Consider the following 15,420-nt stretch of genomic DNA (forward strand, 5'->3'; position numbering starts at 1 on the left):
CCCCCCCCCCCCCCCCCCCCCCCCCCCCCCCCCCCCCCCCCCCCCCCCCCTTTTAGATGTGTATAAGAGACAGGGTCTGGCTGGCGCGGCGCCTGGCCCACGGCCCGGGCGATGCGCCGGGCCTGCTGGCGCTCGCCACGCTGGCCGTGCTGGTGCTGCGGCGCCGGCACGCGCTGCTCGCCTCGCCGCGCCTGGCCTGGCTGCTGTTGGCGCTGGCCGGCACCGTGCTGGCCACGGCCACGCGCGGCGCGCTGCCGGCGCTGCTCAGCGGACTGATCTCGATGCTGGCGCTGGCCTGCGGGCTGCTGGCCTTTCTGCCCGCGCATGGTGCGCAGCGCGTGCCGGCGCTGCCGGTGGTGGGGCTGGCCGTGCTGGCGCTGCCACGGCTCTCGTCGCTGCCGTGCCATGCCGGCGAGCCGCTGCGCCGGCTCACGGCCGAGGCCGGCCGCTGGCTGCTCGCGCCGTTCTTCACGGTGCTGCGCGAGGGCGGCACGCTCCTGGTCGACGGGCGCATGGTGATCGTCGATGCGCCCTGCTCCGGCGTGCCGATGGCCTGGCTCGGCGGTGTCACCGCCTGCGCGGCGGCGCTGTGGGCGCGGCGCGATGGCCGGGACTTCCTGGCACGGCTGCCGCTCGCGGGCCTGCTGGTGCTGCTGGGCGAGGTGCTGCGCAACAGCCTGCCGGTGGCGGCCGAAGGCGCCGGCCATGCGCTCGCGCCCTGGGCGCACCAGGCGCTGGGCCTGCTGCTGCCGGCCCTGGTTTGCGGCGGTGTGGCCTGCGCCATGGCGCACGGCCGCCGCGCCCCGCTCCACGGAGGCCGGCATGCTTGAACACTGGCTGCCCAACAGCTTCACCCACCGCGTGGCCTGCAAGGCCGCCTGCGCCCTCGTGCTGCCGCTGTGCCTAGCCTGGGGCGCGTGGCCGGCGCTGTCGTCTTTGCTACATTAATCATAGCTACAAGCCCAGATAATACCTGGGCTACAGTCACTTTTTGCCTGCAATGCACGGCGGCGGCGGCAGACATCGTGCTTACACTGCGGCCTTCGCCCTGCCGCTCCGCACCGCCTTGTCCACCGCTCCCCCACCCGAGACCCCGCCCCGCAAGCGCCTGGGGCGCGAGCGCATCCTGGCCGCCATCCGCGAGGCGGCGATCGAGGAGTTCAGCCTGCACGGCCTGCGCGGAGCCTCGACCCAGGCCATCGCCGAGCGCGCCGGCCTGACCAAGCCGCAGCTGCACTACTACATCCCTGGCAAGGACGAGCTGTACGAGGAGCTGCTGGCGTCGGTGCTGGAGGGCTGGTCCCACGCCTTCGCCTTCGACGAGAACGTGATGGACCCCAAGCGCGTGCTGAGCGACTACGTGCGCAAGAAGCTCGACTACGCGCTGGACAATCCCGGCCTGTCGCGCATCTTCACCGGCGAGCTGCTGGCCGGCGGCGCCCATCTGGACAAGTACTGGCCGCGCGCGCGCGCCTCCACCGACCAGAAGGTGCGCCTGATCGAAGACTGGATGCAGCGCGGCCTGATCCGGCGGGTCGATGCCCGGCTGCTGCTGATGCAGATCTGGGCCATGACCCAGCACTACGCCGACTACCAGGTGCAGGCGCGCGTGATGCTGCTCCTGCCGCCCGACGCGCCCATCGAGCGCGCACCCATCGCGCGCCAGATCACCAATTCCGTGCTGCTGCTCTGCGGCCTGGCACCAGACTGAGGCGCCCGCCCCCGGCGTGGCGCCCGTGCGCCTGCGGCGCGGCGCTGGCACAGGCCTTGCGTGAATCTGACCGTTCGATCAAATCAAACGGTCAAGAATGCGCGTCCTCGTCCTCTACTGCCACCCGGTCGACACCAGCTACCACGCCAGCCTGCACCAACAGGTGCTGCGGAGCCTGCGCGCGGCCGGCCACGAGGTGGACGACTGCGACCTCTACGCCGAGGGCTTCGACCCGGTGCTCTCGCGCGAGGAGCGCCTGGGCTACCACGACGTTCCGGCCAACCGCGTGCCGGTGCAGCGATACGTCGAGCGGCTGCAATGGGCCGAGGCCCTGGTGCTGTGCTTTCCCACCTGGTGCTTCGGCCTGCCGGCCATGCTCAAGGGCTACTGCGACCGTGTGCTGATGCCCGGCGTCGCCTTCGACATCCGCGACCCGCAGCACGTCAAGCCGGCCCTGACCCACATCCGGCGCATCAGCGCCGTCGTCACCTACGGCCGCCCGCGCTGGACCGCCTGGGCCATGGGCGACCCGCCGCGCAAGATCGTCACCCGCTACCTGCGCATGCTCACCGGCGCGCGCGCCAGGGTGGACTACCACGCGCACTACCACATGAACGTGGCGACGCCCGAGAGCCTGGAGCGGTTTCGGGCGAAGGTGGGGCGGGCGATGGAGCGGTTGGCATGAGGGGGATTGGTTCTCCTGCGCAGGGCGGGGGCCGGGAGTAGCCATGCAAGACCACCTGCTCCACCAGGCCCGCCTCCCCCAATGGCTGCTGCCCGCCACCTGGCCGCGCCAGGGCGCGCACCCTGCACTCGCCGACATCCACATCACCCAAGGCCGCATCGCCCGCATCGAACCCTCCCAGCCCACGCCCACGGGCGACGCGGTGCGGCACCTGCACGGCGCGCCGGTGCTGCCCGGCCTGGTGGACGCCCACACCCATCTCGACAAGACCTTCACCCTGCCGCGCATGGGCGCGGTCCGGCCCGGCCTGCTCGGCGCCATCGAGGCCATGATGGCCGACCGCGCGCAGTGGACGCCGGCCGACGTGCATGCGCGCGCCGCCAAGGCGCTGCAATGGGCCTACGAGGCCGGCGTGACACGGCTGCGCACCCACTGCGACTGGTGGGAGCCCGAGGCCGAGCCGGTGGCCTGGCAGGTGCTGCGCGAACTGGCCGAGGAGTGGCGCGGCCGCATCGCCATCGAGCGGGTCACCCTGGTGCCGCTCTCCCTGCATGCCGACGCCGCCACGGCCGACGCACTCGCGCGCCGCGTGGCCGCCAGCGGCGCGGGCGCGGTGATGGGCGGCTTCGTGCACTCCCACCACTGGGACCCGCAGGCGCTGGCGCATCTGCTGGACGCCGCCGCGCGCCACGACCTGGACCTGGACCTGCACGTGGACGAAGAGCTGCACCCCGGCGCGCAGGGCCTGGCCGCGATCGCGCGCCACCTCAAGGCCAGCGGCTACGCCGGCCGCGCCGTCTGCGGACACACCTGCGCGCTGGCGGCCAAGCCCGAGGCCGAGGCGCTGGCCGTGCTCGACGCGGTGGCGCAGGCGCCGATCACGCTGGTCACGCTGCCGCTGACCAACCTGCTGCTGCAGGACGCGGTCACCGGCCGCAGCCCGCGCCAGCGCGGCCTCACGCTGGTGAAGGAGGCGCGCGCACGCGGCATCCCGCTGCTGGTGGCCAGCGACAACGTGCAGGACCCGTTCTGCCCGGTCGGCAGCTACGACCCGCTGGAGTCGCTGGCCGCGGGCGTGCTCGCCGCGCAGCTCGACCAGCCCTTCGACCGCTGGACCGACGCGCTGTGCCGCGCCGACTGGCTCACGCGCACGCCGGGCCGCCTGCCGCTGCAGCCGGGCGACGCGGCCGACCTGCTGATCTTCACCGCCGCCGACGCCTGGGGCTTTCCCTCGCGCAGCCAGCCGCGCACCGTGCTGCGCGCGGGCCGGCCCATCACTGAAGGAGTCTTGTCATGAGTGGTGATCTGAGCGCCGCCGGGTCGCCCCAAGGCGCGAGCGCCCCCTTGGGGGGCAGCGAGCACACGTCAGTGCCGAGCGTGGAGGCCAAGCCTCTCGCGCGCTATTCCGCGTATCGCCGCGTCGGCGACATTGTCTATCTGTCCGGCGTCATCCCGGTCGACCCGGCCGCCGGGCGCATCGTGCGCGGCTATGCCGACATCCCGCCCGAGGCGGCCGAGCGCATCGGGCGCACCGGCGAGTTCTCCAGCGACGTCAAGGAAGGACCGATCCTCGCGCAGAGCTGGAGCGTGCTGGACATGATCCGCCAGACCGTCGAATCCGCCGGCGGCCAGATGGCCGACGTGTTCAAGCTGGTGCAGTACTTCAGGAACCTGGACCACTTCCCGCTCTACAGCCGGGTGCGGCGCCAGTTCTTCCCGGGCGAGCCGCCGGTCTCCACCGTGGTCGAGGTCAGCGGCCTCATGCCCACGGCCGACGTGCTGATCGAGGTCGAGGCCACCGCCCGCATCCCGAGCAAATGAAACACCCCCAGGCTACGCGCTTCGCGTCTTCGCCTACCCCCTCAAAGGGGGCTCATCCTGCGGTCCGGCAAAGCCGGTTCCGCGGATGTCCGCGCATGGCCTGCTCCGCGGCCTTTCGTGCCTCTCCGTGGCCGGCGCCACGCATAACTGATACCGAAAGACCGCCATGCTCCACGGCTACATTCCGCCCCACCGCTTTTTGCCATACCTCAGCTGGACCGAGGTCGACGCGCTGCCCGACCGCGCCAACACCGTCATCGTGCTGCCCTGCGGCGCCATCGAGCAGCACGGCCCGCACCTGCCCTGCTCGGTGGACAGCGTCATCGCCTCGGGCGTGATCGGCCGCGCGCTGGAACTGCTGCCGCAGAGCGTGCCGGCCTACGCCATGGCGCCGATCACCTACGGCAAGTCGGAGGAGCACCTGCACTTTCCCGGCACCATGACGCTCACCGGCACCACGCTGCTGTCCACCGTGGTGGAGATCGGCGAATCGGTCTACCGCGCCGGCTTTCGCAAGCTGGTGTTCGCCAACGGCCACGGCGGCCAGCCCCAGGTGCTGGAGATGGCCGCGCGCGAGCTGCGCCTGCGCCATGGCGACTTCGTGGTGGTGCCGCACGGCGTCTCGCGCCTGCCCAATGCCTCGGGCCGGCAGATCAGCGAGCAGGAGAAGAAGCTCGCCATGCATGCCGGCCATGCCGAGACCGCGCTGATGCTGGCCCTGGCGCCCGACACGGTGCACATGGCGCGCGCCGTCGCCAACTTTCCGCCGCCCTTCCCGATCCAGCTGCTCTCGCCCGACGGCCGCCCCGCCTGCGCCTGGACCGCGCGCGACTTCGGCCCCAGCGGCGTCATCGGCGACCCGACCAGCGCCACGCGCGAGCAGGGCGTGGAAATCCTCGAAACCCTGGCCGCGAGCTGGGCGCAGGTGCTCGCCGAGCTGCACGCGCTGCGCTGGCTGGTGCGCGAGGAATCCACCTGGGAGCGCGGCCACCAGACCGGCTTCATCCAGGGCGCCGCGGCGCTGGCCTGAACGCCCGGCGCAATCCTTGCATCGCCCACGCTCGCAACCCCATCCCTCCACCCTGCACCAAAGGCCCCACCATGCGCAACCGCACCGCTTCCCGCCTCGGCTTTCTTGCCCTTGCACTGGCTGCCGCCAGCACGGCGCAGGCCGACGAAAAGTTCGTCTACATGACCAACTGGTACGCCCAGGCCGAGCACGGCGGCTTCTACCAGGCGCTGGCCACCGGCCTCTACAAGAAGGCCGGGCTCGACGTCACCATCAAGATGGGCGGGCCGCAGGTCAATGCGGTGCAGATCGCCGCCGCCGGCCAGGCCGACTGCGTCATGGGATCGAGCGACCTGCAGATGATGCAGGTGCGCGCCGGCGGCGTGCCGATCACCACCGTGGCCGCCTTCTTCCAGAAAGACCCGCAGGTGCTGATCGCGCACGAGGACGTCACCCGCCTGGACCAGCTGAAGGGCAAGACCCTGCTCATCGGCCAGGCCGCCAACCTCAGCTTCTGGCCCTGGCTCAAGGCCAAGTACGGCTACACCGACAGCCAGGTGCGGCCCTACACCTTCAACATCCAGCCCTTCGTCGCCGACAGGAACGCCGCGCAGCAGGGCTACCTGACCTCCGAGCCCTTCGCCATCGAGAAGGCCGGCGTCAAGGCCAACGTGCTGATGTTCAGCGACCAGGGCTACCCCGCCTACGCCACCACCGTCAGCTGCATGGACAAGACCCTGAAGGACCGCAGCAAGGCCGTGGCCGCCTTCCTCAAGGCCTCCGCCGAAGGCTGGAAGAGCTACCTGGCCGACCCGGCGCCGGCCAACGCCCTGATCAGGAAGGACAACCCCAACATGAGCGAAGAACAGCTCGCCTACGGCGTGGCCAAGCTCAAGGAAATGGGCATGGTCACCGGCGGCGACGCCGCCACCACGGGCATCGGCACCATCACCGACGCGCGCAGCAAGGCCAGCTACGACTTCCTGGTCGCCGCCAAGCTGCTCGACCCGGCCAAGCTCGACCTCGGCAAGACCTACAGCACCGCCTTCATCAAGGACGCAAAGGTCCTGCCTTGAGGACGGAACACCCCATGACCGGTGCACAAGCCGCCACGCCGGCCGCGCCACCCGGACGGGCCGCGGCCGGCATCCCGGCCGTCGAATGCCTGTCGGTCGAGAAGACCTACCCCAACGGCACCCAGGCCCTGCTGCCGGTGGACCTGAAGATCGCCGAGGGCGAATTCGTCACCCTGCTCGGCCCCTCGGGCTGCGGCAAGAGCACGCTGCTGAAGATGGTCGCCGGCCTGCTCGAACCCAGCGACGGCCGCCTGCTGCTCTGGCGCAAGCCGGTGGCGCAGCTCCACGAGTGCGCGCAGAAGCTGTCCTTCGTGTTCCAGTCGCCCACGCTCATGCCCTGGGCCAGCGTGCGGAGCAACGTGCGCCTGCCGCTGGACCTGGCCGGCGTGCCGCGCCAGGAGGCCGACGCGCGCGTGGCCGACGCGCTGGCCCTGGTCGGCCTGGCCCGCTTCGCCGACGCGCTGCCGCGCGCGCTCTCGGGCGGCATGCAGATGCGCGTGTCCATCGCGCGCGGCCTGGTCACCGAGCCCGACCTGCTGCTGATGGACGAGCCCTTCGGCGCGCTCGACGAGATCACCCGCCACAAGCTCGACTCCGACCTGCTCGAACTCTGGCAGCGCAAGAAGCTCACCGTGATCTTCGTCACCCATTCGATCCACGAGGCGGTGTTCCTCAGCAGCCGCGTGGTGATGATGGCCGCGCGCCCAGGCCGCGTGGTCGAGCAGTTCCACATCGACGCGCCCTACCCGCGCAGCGCGGATTTCATGGTCTCGCCCGAATTCGCGCGCCACGCCAAGACGCTGCAGGACAGCCTCCTGCGCGCCAGCACGGAGGAATGAGATGAAGCACCCCCAGGCTACGCACTTCGTGTCTTCGGCCACCCCCTTGCAGGGGGCACATCCGACGGCCCGGCCGAGCCGGTTCCGCGGATGTCCTGGCATGGCCTGCTCCGCGGCCTTCGGCGCCCTTGTGGCGCACGCGCTGCCGGCGCTGGCCGGCACCATGGAGAATTGACATGAGCCGCACCCCCTTGCTGCAGCAGCCGCGCGTGCAGCGCATCGTCTACCCGGCGCTGGTCGGCATCGTGCTGCTGCTGCTGTGGCAGGCGCTGGTCATCGGCTTTGATCTGCCGCCCTACCTCGTGCCCTCGCCGCTGCTGATGCTGCAGACCCTGTTGACCGACTGGGCGCCGCTGGGCCTGGCGCTGTGGGTCACGGTGAAGATCACGCTGCTGGCCTTCGTGGCCGCCACCGTCGTTGGCGTGCTGGTCTCCTTCCTGTTCGTGCAGAGCCGGCGCATCGAGACCGCGCTGTTCCCCTACGCCGTGCTGCTGCAGGTCACGCCCATCGTGGCGGTGGCGCCGCTGATCATCATCTGGGTCAAGGATCCGGTGCTGTCCATGGTGATCTGCGCCGCGCTGGTGGCGCTGTTCCCGATCATCAGCAACACCACGCTGGGCCTGCGCAGCATCGACCCGGACCTGCAGGCCTACTTCCGCCTCAACCGCGCCACGCGCTGGCAGCAGCTGGTGCGCCTGCGCATCCCGAGCGCGCTGCCCTACTTCTTCGGCGGGCTGCGCATCTCCAGCGGCCTGTCGCTGATCGGCGCGGTGGTGGCGGAGTTCGTCGCCGGCACCGGCGGCATCGGCGCCGGCCTGGCCTACCAGATCCTGCAGGCCGGCTTCCAGCTCAACATCCCGCGCATGTTCGCCGCGCTGCTGCTGATCTCGCTCACCGGCGTGGCGCTGTTCGCCGCCATGGCCTGGGCCACGCGCCGCGCGCTCGGCTCCTGGCACGCCAGCGAGCAATCGCACGACTGACCCTTCCGACCAGGACACCGCATGACCATCACCGCCACCCCCCTGGAACGCCTGCAGGACGCCCTGCCCGATGCCGACTGGATCGTCGACGTCTCGCGCGTGGCGCGGCTGTCGCAGGACTTCGCCTGGTACAGCCCGGTGCTCAAGCGCCAGCTCGCCGACAAGCGCGCCGACATCGCGGTGCGCCCGCGCACCGAGGACGAGATCCGCGGCGTGGTGGCCGCCTGCGCGAAAGAGGGCATTCCCATCACCGTGCGCGGCAGCGGCACCGGCAACTACGGCCAGTGCATACCGCTGCGGGGCGGGCTGGTGCTGGACCTGTCGGCCTACAACGGCTTTGGCTGGGTGCGCGGGGGCGTGGGCCGGGCGCAGGCCGGCATCCGGCTGGCGGCCTTCGACGACGAGGCCCGGCCGCACGGCTGGGAGCTGCGCTGGCTGCCCTCCACCTTCCGCAGCGCCACCCTGGGCGGGCTGTTCGGCGGCGGCTTCGGCGGTGCCGGCTCGATCACCTACGGCCCGCTGGCCGCGCCCGGCAACGTGCTGGGCCTGCGCGTGATGACGGTGGAGCCCGAGCCCCGCGTGCTGGAACTGCGCGGCGCCGAGGCCATGCTGCTGCACCACACCTACGGCACCAACGGCATCGTGCTGGAGCTGGAGGTGGCGCTGGCGCCGGCCACGCCCTGGACCGAATGCATCGCGCTGTTCGACGCGGGCGATGCCGGCTACGCCGCCGCGCTGGAGTGCGCCAGCGCGCTGGCCGCGGCGCCCGGCATCAGCAAGAAGGAGGTCTGCTTCCTCGGCGCGCCGGTGCCCGACTACCTGGCGCCGCTGGCCGAATGGCTGCCCACGGGGTGCCACGCCTTGCTGCTGTCCATCGCGCCGCAGTCCGAAGCCCCGGTGCAGGCCATGGTCGCCGCGCACGGCGGCCGCATCGGCTACCGCAGGAATGCCGACGAGGTGCGCGCCGGCAAGAAGACGCTGCTGGAATACACCTGGAACCACACCACGCTGCACGCGATGAAGCTCGACCCCACCCTGACCTACCTGCAGACCGGCTTCGACCCGGCGCGCCACGTCGAGCAGGTCAAGGCACTGGAGCGGGCGCTCGGCGGCGAGGTGCTGATGCACCTGGAATTCCTGCGCACCAAGGACGGCGCCCTCACCTGCAGCGGCCTTCAGTTGGTGCGCTTCAGCACCGAGGAGCGGCTCGAGCAGATCATGCAGATCCACCGCGCGCACGGCGTGCACGTCAACAACCCGCACGTCTACATCGTCGAGGACGGCAAGCAGGGCCGGCTCAACCCCGGGGTGGTCGAGATGAAGCGCCGCCTCGACCCGCAGGGCCTGCTCAACCCCGGCAAGCTGCGCGGCTGGGAACAGGCGTCGCAGGCGCAGCCCTTGGCCGCCTGATTGCTATATTTATGATAGCTTACGGCCAAGGAAAAACCTGGGCTACAGCCACTTTTCATTCAAGAATCCGTTCCCACGGGCACCAACGCTTACAAGTTGGCTGCGACGCGGAAACAATGCTCTTGTCCAATCGCTGCTTCCGCAAAGGGAAGGAGCAGGGATGGCGGTTTCAGGCAAGGGGCGGCGTGCCGCATTGGGGCAGTTTCTGACCGCTGCCGGCGGACTCGCCGCGCTGCCGGCCCTGTCCGCCGCGCCGGCCGGCGCCGGCCCCGCCAGCGTCTGGCTCGAAGACCTGACCTGGACCGAGCTGCGCGACCGCATCCAGGCCGGCAGCACCACGCTGATCGTGCCCATTGGCGGCGTCGAGCAGAGCGGCCCCTTCATCGCCCTGGGCAAGCACAACCAGCGCGTGCGCGTCATCGCCCAGCAGATCGCCGAGGCACTGGGCCACGCGCTGCTGGCCCCGGTCGTCGCCTACGTGCCCGAGGGCGGCACGGCGCCGCCGAGTTCGCACATGCGCTTTCCCGGCACCATCACCGTGCCGGAAGAAGTCTTCGTGCAGACCCTCATGTCCGCCGCCGAGAGCCTGCGCGTGCACGGCATGCGCCACGTCGTGTTCCTGGGCGACCACGGCGGCTACCGCAAGAGCGTGGAGCGCGCCGCCGCGCAGCTCAACCGGCGCTGGGCCGGCAGCGCCCAGGCCCTGGTGCCGCCCGAGTACTACCGCGCCAGCACCGAGGGCTTCGACGCCCTCCTGCGCGAGCAGGGTTTCCGTGGCGACGAGATCGGCAGCCACGCCGGCCTGGCCGACGCCGCGCTGCAACTGGCGGTGGCGCCCGATTCCGTGCGCAGCCTGCGCAATGCCGCCCGGCCAGGCTCGGCCGACGGCGTCTACGGCGGCGACCCACGCCGCGCCAGCGCCGCGCTCGGCCAGCGCGGCGTGGAGTTGATCGTGCGCAATACCGTCGCCGCGCTGCGCCGCGATATTGCGCGCTGAAAAGTGAAACACCCCCAGGCTACGCGTTTCGCGTCTTCGCCAACCCCCTTGCAGGGTACAACACCAGTGGCCCGGCAAAGCCGGCTCCACGGTGTTTCTGGCATGGCCTGCTCCGCGGCCTTCTGTGCCTCTCTGTTGCCGGCGCCGCGGGTAATCACCCGTAGCATCATGAATAACGGATGCTTTTTTCTGTGATGGAGCTTTCGATGCAGCCTGCCTGCCCACCCTTCTTCCGCGCCACGCTGCTGGCCGCCGCCCTGCTGAGCGGCGCCGCCGCCCTGGCCCAGGTCACCCCCGCCCTGCCCGGCACGCCGCCGGTGCCCGACGCGCGCAACCTCTACGGCACCACCGCCGCCCACATGCTGAGCCCGGCCGTGGCCGGCGCGCTGCCGCGCATCTACGTGCCCAACCTGCGCTCCAACGACGTCTACGTGATCGACCCGGCCACGCGCAAGGTGGTGGACAAATTCAAGGTCGGCCGCTCGCCGCAGCACATCGTGCCGTCCTGGGACCTGAAGACGCTCTGGGTCACCAACAACGCCGAAGGCAAGAAGGACGGCAGCCTCACGCCGATCGACCCGCTCACCGGCAAGCCCGGCACCCCGGTGCCGGTGGACGACCCCTACAACATGTACTTCACGCCAGACGGCAAGCACGCCATCGTCGTCGCCGAAGCCTTGAAGCGCCTGGACTTCCGCGACCCGCACACCATGGCGCTGCAGTTCTCGCTCAGCACGCCCGACTGCGCCGGCATCAACCACGCCGACTTCGCCATCGACGGCCGCTACGCCATCTTCACCTGCGAGTTCGGCGGCCACCTGGCCAAGATCGACATGGTCGAGCACAAGGTGCTGGGCTACCTCAAACTCTCGGGCGGCGGCATGCCGCAGGACATCCGCGTCTCGCCCAACGGCAAGCGCTTCTACGTCGCCGACATGATGGCCGACGGCATTTTCGAGATCGACGGCGACGCCTTCAAGGAAACCGGCTTCATCGCCACCGGCCCCGGCGCGCACGGCCTGTATCCCAGCCGCGACGGCAGCCGGCTGTACGTCGCCAACCGCGGCTCGCACCAGGTGCACGGCAAGCGCGGCGGACCGGGCAGCGTCTCGGTGCTGGACTTCGCCACGCGCAAGGTGGTGGCCCAGTGGCCGATCCCCGGCGGCGGCAGCCCGGACATGGGCAACGTCAGCGCCGACGGCACGCGCCTGTGGCTGTCGGGCCGCTTCGACGACGTGGTCTACGACATCGACACGCGCAGCGGCGAGGTCACCAAGATCAAGGTCGGCGCCGAGCCGCACGGCCTGACCGTCTGGCCGCAGCCCGGGCGCTACTCGCTCGGGCACACCGGCAACATGCGCTGAGGACGGCGAAGCCTCAGTGCCCGCACGCCGCGCCCGGCGCCACGGCCGGCCTCATCCGCCGGAGCATGCGATAGACCGTGCGCGGCGTGACGTCGAACTGCCGCGCCACCGAGGCGACCGAGCCGCCCTGCTCGATGAGCCGCAGGGCGCGGCCTTGCTGCTCTTCATCCATCGACGGGTGGCGCCCCATGCGCTTGCCGCGCGACTTGGCCGCGGCCATGCCGGCGCGGGTCCGCTCGCTGATCAGGCAGCGCTCGAACTCCGCCAGCGCCGCCATCATGTGAAACACCAGCCGGCCTCCCGAGGACGCGGTATCGATGTGCTCGCACAGCGAGCAGAACTTGATCTGGCGCGCACCCAGCAGTTCGAGCATCTGCACCAGGTGCACCAGCGAGCGGCCCAGGCGGTCCAGGCGCCACACGACCAGCTTGTCGCCCTTCTGCAGCGTGGCCAGCGCCTCGTTCAGCCCCGGCCGGGACTCCGTCTTGCCCGAGACGTGGTCGGTGTAGATGGCCTGGCAGCCCGCACCCTTCAAGGCCCTGATCTGCAGGTCCAGGTTCTGCTCCTCGGTGGACACCCGTGCGTAGCCCAGCGTGCGTCCCGGCTCGCGCGGTTTATCACGGTCCTTGAGGACGTCCTGTGAAGGCTCGTTTCCGATTTCTTGGTCACGCATCACAGGGCGCGCCGCGTGTTGTTACGAGATAACAACCTCTCAGGCATGGGTTCGGAGTGGCCCGCACCCACTGCCGGGCGCGCGCTAGGGTCAAAAAAGTGAATAAAGTCACTGAAGCCGACCTGATCTCAAAAAAATAGGCTTGACAAAATGCTTCCCTTTTGTCGGCTAGTCAAGAGATGCTGCCTGAAGGTCGTCGATAGAGCAAACGCCCGCCCCTGTTTCGACCGCCTCAAATAGTGACCAAGAGGAACCATTTTGCACAAATTTGACAAGGCCGGCGAAATGATGCAGGTAGATACGTCGAATGGTGGTGCATTGGTGCAGGGCCAAGCCAGACGCAGGCGTGACAGTCGCGCGACAACGCACATGTTGCACATGGGCAGTTCGTACCGGCAGATGCTGATCGAGTTGCGCAACCACGCGCATCTGGCGGGCTCCTTCGGCCTGGCGGTGGCCGAAGAGGTGCTGTCGCAACTGCGGCTGAGGGTGCTGTGTCTCGGCGGCGAGGTGTGGATGCTCGATGCGGCAACGCTGCTGGTGAACATCCCGGACGACCTCCTCTGGGGCGAAGCGCGGGCCAGTGATCGCCTGGTCGAAGACTGGATGGAGCACTGGCAGCTGTGGCTGTCCACCCCCGTGACCCTGCCCCGTGGCGGCCTGCGGGTGCTGCCGGTGGTGGGCCTGTCGCGCGCGTTCCGCGTGGACGATGCCCACGCGTGCAGCGCCGAGGCGCGCGCCAGCACCCCCGATCGCTGGGAGCTGGAGCTGAGCCCGCTGGACGAAGTCCAGTTCCTCGCGCCGCCGGGCCGCGGGGTGAAATGGCGCGAGGCCTATGCGCGCGACATGGCCTGCGCCATCGATCTGTACGAACACCTGGCCGCGGGTGAGCTGAGCCTGGACATGCAGCCGGTGGTGCACGCCCGCGACCACAGCGAGGTGCTGTACCTGGAGGCGCTGCTGCGCCTGAGCAAGCCCGGCGCCAAGGAGGCCGCAGGCCAGGGGCCGACGGCGGGCACGGCCTCGATCTCCATGGGCGACAAGGTTCCCGCGCTGGAGCGCCTGGGCCTGGTGCGCGAACTCGACCGCGTGGTGGTGCTGTCGGTGCTGCGCTGGCTGCGCGCCCAGCCGATGGCATGCGTGGGCTGCAACGTCTCGGCCCTCAGCCTCGTGGGCGACAGCTGGTGGTCCTCGGTCATCGCCCAACTGCGCGAGCGTCCCGATGTCGCCAGCCGTCTGACCATCGAGATCACCGAAACCGCCGCGCAATACGACCCGGGCGTGGCCACCGCATTCGTGCACCGCCTGCAGGCCCTGGGCTGCCGGATCGCGCTGGATGACTTCGGGGCCGGCCACAGCTCCTTCGCGTTCATGCAATCGGTGCAGCCGCAGGTGACCAAGCTCGACGGCTCGCTCATCCGCGCGGCGCGCGGCTCGCGCAGCGGCGAGCAGCGGCTCGCCAGCCTGGCGGCCTATTGCCAGGCCATCGCCGAACATGTCGTGGCCGAAGGGATCGAACAGCCCCAGGACGTGGACCGCGCCTCGCGCGTCGGGGCGGACTGCCTGCAGGGCTTTGCCATCGCGCCGCCGGCGCCCATGAACCCCCGCTTGTGGCTGTCCCGCGGGTGTGCCTTCGAAGGGGATACGCTGTGAATGAGGGCGACGATCTGGATGAGGAGCGGATGTACCGCCTGATGCTCGCCCTGGGCAAGCGCCAAAGGCTGTGGCCGCCGGATGACGCCGTCAGTGTGGCCAGCCTGGGTTTTCTGGGCAGTGCGCGCAGTGCCTACGTCCCGCCGGAGCGGGCGTTGGATGGATTGGCCGCACTTCTCTGGCTCGCCGGTATCGAGGGGCCGTCGGGTCGGCGCCGGGAGAGCTATGCAATGCAGGCGGGCGACCAGGCCGCCATCGAATGCTATGCGTATGCCGTTGCATCCGCCGTCCTTGGGGTCGAGGCAGGCTGGCCTCGGAGTGCTGAGGATTTCCCGAGGCAATCCGAATGGACGCACATCGACCTGGCCCGCCTGGAGGGCCAAGGCGTGGCCCATGGCCAGTCCATGCGCAGGGTGCTGCTCGATTTTCGCGGCCGCTACAGGCGGGCGGGAGGCGATGCGTCCGGAAAAGGGGATGCGCAAGCTCCCCCTCACGACGCGGAGTCGGAGGGCCAAGGCCGTAGGTCCGAACCGTCGCCGGGGGAAGCCTCCTTGGTGACGGGGCTCTTGAGCGAGTTGGCGTGCCACTGGCGAGCTGGGCATGACGCCGACGGCCTGCGCCGTTGGGCCGGATAGCGCTCCATCCAGCCGCGCTTGCTCCGGAAGGGTCATGGATCAGGCACAGGCGCCAGCCAGACGCCTCCGGCTCTCGAAATGCCGCGCCTGTCCCGGGTCGGTGAAGCCAACACTGCGCGCCAGCAATTGCAGCGGCACCGAGGTGTCGCCCTCGGGCGGGTCATGGATGTCAAGGTACCAGCGCGTTATAAATTGAATACGGCTGGCATGCATTCCGCCAGAGCGTGCGTGGATAAACTCCCTCGGCGAGGACCACGCTGAACAAGTCCCCAGGATGCCCGGCACGCGAGGGACTTGTCCAGCGTTGCCCCGGCTACTTGCTCAAGCTTCTCCGCGACCGGCCCAAAGGCGTGGAAGATCCGGACTGCGCTGCGCGACCCATGCGACCTGCCCAGGACGGAGCGGCATCGTGAGCATCTTCGAGAACATACGAGAGGGATCCCACCGTGAGCTTCTTTGAAAACATGCGGGTCGCCCGCAAGGTCTGGGGCGCGTTCGTCTTGCTGCTGGCGGCCATGCTGGCCATTGCCGCGCTGACCTACTGGCAGACCCAGGCCCGCAATGCCG

Annotated in this window: 17 protein-coding genes; 15 read left to right on the forward strand and 2 right to left on the reverse strand. The window is 70.1% G+C overall.

What is annotated here, in order from left to right:
- The first annotated feature begins 56 nt into the window (after nt 1-56).
- The 13 genes from JHD63_RS18370 to JHD63_RS18425 all read left to right on the forward strand — a co-directional run bounded on the left by JHD63_RS18370 (nt 57) and on the right by JHD63_RS18425 (nt 11,892).
- Complete coding sequence (locus JHD63_RS18370; RefSeq protein WP_198972255.1) at nt 57-830, forward strand: archaeosortase/exosortase family protein; 774 nt, start codon at nt 57-59, stop codon at nt 828-830.
- Nucleotides 823-948 (forward strand): hypothetical protein, encoded by a 126-nt coding sequence (locus JHD63_RS24610; protein WP_255519305.1) that lies wholly within the window; start codon nt 823-825, stop codon nt 946-948. The genes JHD63_RS18370 and JHD63_RS24610 overlap by 8 nt, the downstream gene beginning before the upstream one ends.
- A gap of 118 nt (nt 949-1,066) precedes the next feature.
- A complete protein-coding gene (locus JHD63_RS18375; protein WP_370590572.1) occupies nt 1,067-1,711 on the forward strand; it encodes a TetR family transcriptional regulator C-terminal domain-containing protein in 645 nt (214 codons plus the stop codon).
- A 97-nt stretch (nt 1,712-1,808) separates the two neighbouring features.
- Entirely contained in the window at nt 1,809-2,396 is a 588-nt protein-coding gene (locus JHD63_RS18380; protein WP_198972256.1) for an NAD(P)H-dependent oxidoreductase, read from the forward strand.
- Between the two features lie 43 nt (nt 2,397-2,439).
- Nucleotides 2,440-3,693, forward strand: a complete 1,254-nt coding sequence (locus JHD63_RS18385) for an amidohydrolase family protein (protein ID WP_198972257.1) — start codon at nt 2,440-2,442, stop codon at nt 3,691-3,693.
- The gene (locus JHD63_RS18390) at nt 3,690-4,217 is read left to right on the forward strand and encodes a RidA family protein (RefSeq protein WP_198972258.1); all 528 of its coding nucleotides are present in this window, start codon (nt 3,690-3,692) and stop codon (nt 4,215-4,217) included. Before JHD63_RS18385 ends, JHD63_RS18390 begins: the two co-directional genes overlap by 4 nt.
- A 166-nt stretch (nt 4,218-4,383) precedes the next feature.
- Entirely contained in the window at nt 4,384-5,247 is an 864-nt protein-coding gene (locus tag JHD63_RS18395) for a creatininase family protein (protein ID WP_198972259.1), read from the forward strand.
- A 71-nt stretch (nt 5,248-5,318) separates the two neighbouring features.
- The gene (locus tag JHD63_RS18400; protein ID WP_198972260.1) at nt 5,319-6,302 is read left to right on the forward strand and encodes an ABC transporter substrate-binding protein; all 984 of its coding nucleotides are present in this window, start codon (nt 5,319-5,321) and stop codon (nt 6,300-6,302) included.
- A gap of 14 nt (nt 6,303-6,316) precedes the next feature.
- Nucleotides 6,317-7,141, forward strand: coding sequence for an ABC transporter ATP-binding protein (locus tag JHD63_RS18405; RefSeq protein ID WP_198972261.1), 825 nt, complete (start codon nt 6,317-6,319; stop codon nt 7,139-7,141).
- A 176-nt stretch (nt 7,142-7,317) separates the two neighbouring features.
- Nucleotides 7,318-8,121, forward strand: a complete 804-nt coding sequence (locus JHD63_RS18410) for an ABC transporter permease (RefSeq protein ID WP_198972262.1) — start codon at nt 7,318-7,320, stop codon at nt 8,119-8,121.
- Nucleotides 8,122-8,142: 21 nt separating this feature from the next.
- Nucleotides 8,143-9,531 carry an FAD-binding oxidoreductase gene (locus JHD63_RS18415; protein WP_198972263.1) on the forward strand — a complete coding sequence of 463 codons (1,389 nt, stop codon included), beginning with the start codon at nt 8,143-8,145 and terminating at the stop codon, nt 9,529-9,531.
- 160 nt (nt 9,532-9,691) lie between these two features.
- Entirely contained in the window at nt 9,692-10,528 is an 837-nt protein-coding gene (locus JHD63_RS18420) for a creatininase family protein (protein WP_198972264.1), read from the forward strand.
- Between the two features lie 206 nt (nt 10,529-10,734).
- Nucleotides 10,735-11,892 carry a YVTN family beta-propeller repeat protein gene (locus JHD63_RS18425; protein ID WP_370590573.1) on the forward strand — a complete coding sequence of 386 codons (1,158 nt, stop codon included), beginning with the start codon at nt 10,735-10,737 and terminating at the stop codon, nt 11,890-11,892.
- A gap of 13 nt (nt 11,893-11,905) precedes the next feature.
- Here the strand turns inward: JHD63_RS18425 and JHD63_RS18430 are convergent, their stop codons facing one another.
- The gene (locus JHD63_RS18430; protein WP_198972266.1) at nt 11,906-12,565 is read right to left on the reverse strand and encodes a recombinase family protein; all 660 of its coding nucleotides are present in this window, start codon (nt 12,563-12,565) and stop codon (nt 11,906-11,908) included.
- A gap of 378 nt (nt 12,566-12,943) precedes the next feature.
- On the opposite strand from JHD63_RS18430, the gene JHD63_RS18435 reads away from it, so the two are divergent.
- Nucleotides 12,944-14,218 (forward strand): EAL domain-containing protein, encoded by a 1,275-nt coding sequence (locus JHD63_RS18435; RefSeq protein ID WP_198972267.1) that lies wholly within the window; start codon nt 12,944-12,946, stop codon nt 14,216-14,218.
- On the forward strand, nt 14,215-14,853 hold the full coding sequence (locus JHD63_RS18440; RefSeq protein ID WP_198972268.1) for a hypothetical protein: 639 nt from the start codon (nt 14,215-14,217) through the stop codon (nt 14,851-14,853). The genes JHD63_RS18435 and JHD63_RS18440 overlap by 4 nt, the downstream gene beginning before the upstream one ends.
- A 39-nt stretch (nt 14,854-14,892) precedes the next feature.
- On the opposite strand, the gene JHD63_RS18445 is transcribed toward JHD63_RS18440, so the two are convergent.
- Nucleotides 14,893-15,066 carry a hypothetical protein gene (locus JHD63_RS18445; RefSeq protein ID WP_198972269.1) on the reverse strand — a complete coding sequence of 58 codons (174 nt, stop codon included), beginning with the start codon at nt 15,064-15,066 and terminating at the stop codon, nt 14,893-14,895.
- Between the last annotated feature and the right edge of the window lie 354 nt (nt 15,067-15,420).

The sequence above is a fragment of the Xylophilus sp. ASV27 genome (assembly GCF_016428875.1).
Classification (GTDB): Bacteria; Pseudomonadota; Gammaproteobacteria; order Burkholderiales; family Burkholderiaceae_C; genus Xylophilus.